Source organism: Pseudoalteromonas luteoviolacea S2607, from assembly GCF_001625575.1.
GTDB classification, from domain to species: domain Bacteria; phylum Pseudomonadota; class Gammaproteobacteria; order Enterobacterales; family Alteromonadaceae; genus Pseudoalteromonas; species Pseudoalteromonas luteoviolacea_E.
This window is the reverse complement of sequence record NZ_AUXV01000053.1, coordinates 1-1,626: the sequence shown is the minus strand read 5'-3', so window position 1 is coordinate 1,626 and position 1,626 is coordinate 1. Positions and strand designations below refer to the sequence as shown.

The following is a 1,626-nucleotide window of genomic DNA, read 5'->3' as shown; positions in this document are numbered from 1 at the left end:
GAGAACTTGTGCGTGACAGATACTGGGGTACGGGCGACTAATCTTGCCTATGTCATATACACCTCGGGGTCAACTGGGCAGCCCAAAGGGGTATGTCAGGTCCACAAAACTATTTCAAACTTAATATATAGCACTGTTGATAAAAGCAAACCTCTGAAGACACTGCAGTTTACTCCTTTCACGTTTGATGTTTCGGTGCAGGAAATATTCTCATGTTTTTACTCTGGAGCGACGTTAGTGCAAATTTCAGAATTACAGAAGAGTAATCTGAATGAGTTAGCTACGCTGATCTGCTCGCAAGGAATTCAAAGGTTATATATACCGCCAGCAGTCTTTGAACTCATGACGATGGAGTGGATTAAAAGTGATGACAAAACGCTTGAGGCGTTAACGGAAATTATCTGTGCAGGCGACAAATTAGAGAAAACGCACAATCTCATCGAGTTTTTGACTCACAACCCGAACTGCCAAATACATAATCATTATGGTCCAACAGAAACGCACGTTGCGACCACATCAACAGTGAAGGTTCTTACAGATCGTATTACGATAGGTAAAGTGATTGATAATTGCGCCGCCTTTATCGTGGACCATTCAGGTGCGCTGAGCCCGAAAGGGAGCGTTGGTGAATTATATATTGGTGGCGCTGGGTTGGCTCGTGGCTATTTGAATAAGCCGGAGCTTACGGCTGAACGCTTTATAGACAACCCATTTTACGAAGAGCAAAACCCTGATAGTCCGATGCGATTGTATAGTACAGGAGATTTGGTGCGCTACTTGCCTTGTGGAGAGATTGAATTCATCGGGCGAATTGACAATCAAGTAAAAATTCGGGGCTTTAGAATTGAATTAGGTGAGGTAGAAAATCAGCTACTCGAGTTAACGCTCGTAGAGACTGCACTAGTAGTGGCAACGACGGTCGCTGGCAGCCTACAATTAGTGGGCTATGTTAAACCTAGTGAGTTGCAAACCGAGATCGATGATGCAGACTATATAGATACCATAAGAGCGCAATTAGCACAGCGACTACCAGAGTATATGGTGCCGAATACGTTTATGATGGTTGGGGATTGGCCACTGACGCCTAACGGTAAAGTGGACAGAAAAGCGCTGCCGATACCAGATGGCAGTGCCTTACAGGGGACATATGAAGCGCCGTCAACAAACACTGAACAGACCTTGGCAGGCATTTGGGCTGAACTGCTGAATATGGATGCGGATACCATCAGTGCGGCGGCGAATTTCTTCAATCTCGGGGGGCACTCGTTGCTGTCAGTGAGATTGGTATCTGATATTCGCGCACATTTTGAAATAGACGTGCCAGTACACACCATTTTTGAAACGCCCTGTCTTCGAGATTTAGCAGCGGTAATAGAGCAGGGCCAGCACGTATCTGTTTACCCTCCTTTGGTGGCCGTGGCGCGAGAAAATGACCAGCTGCCTGTCTCATTTGCACAGCAAAGGCTGTGGTTTATAGACAACTTACAAGGTGGCTCACCCGAGTATAATATGCCCATGGCGTTTGAGGTCGAAGGGGATTTACAGCTCGAGACAGTCAAAGCGGTGTTCCACACCATTTTATCGCGCCATGAAGTGTTACGAACCCTTTATGTGAGCGAGCAGGGT

The 1,626-nt window shown here is 46.4% G+C and carries 1 protein-coding gene; it reads left to right on the top strand.

Annotation, left to right across the window (positions count from 1 at the left end; translation table 11 throughout):
• Positions 1 to 12 precede the first annotated feature (12 nt).
• Positions 13 to 1,626 (top strand): AMP-binding protein (locus N480_RS17075; RefSeq protein WP_231102277.1); only part of this gene is annotated, 1,614 nt, incomplete at its 3' end.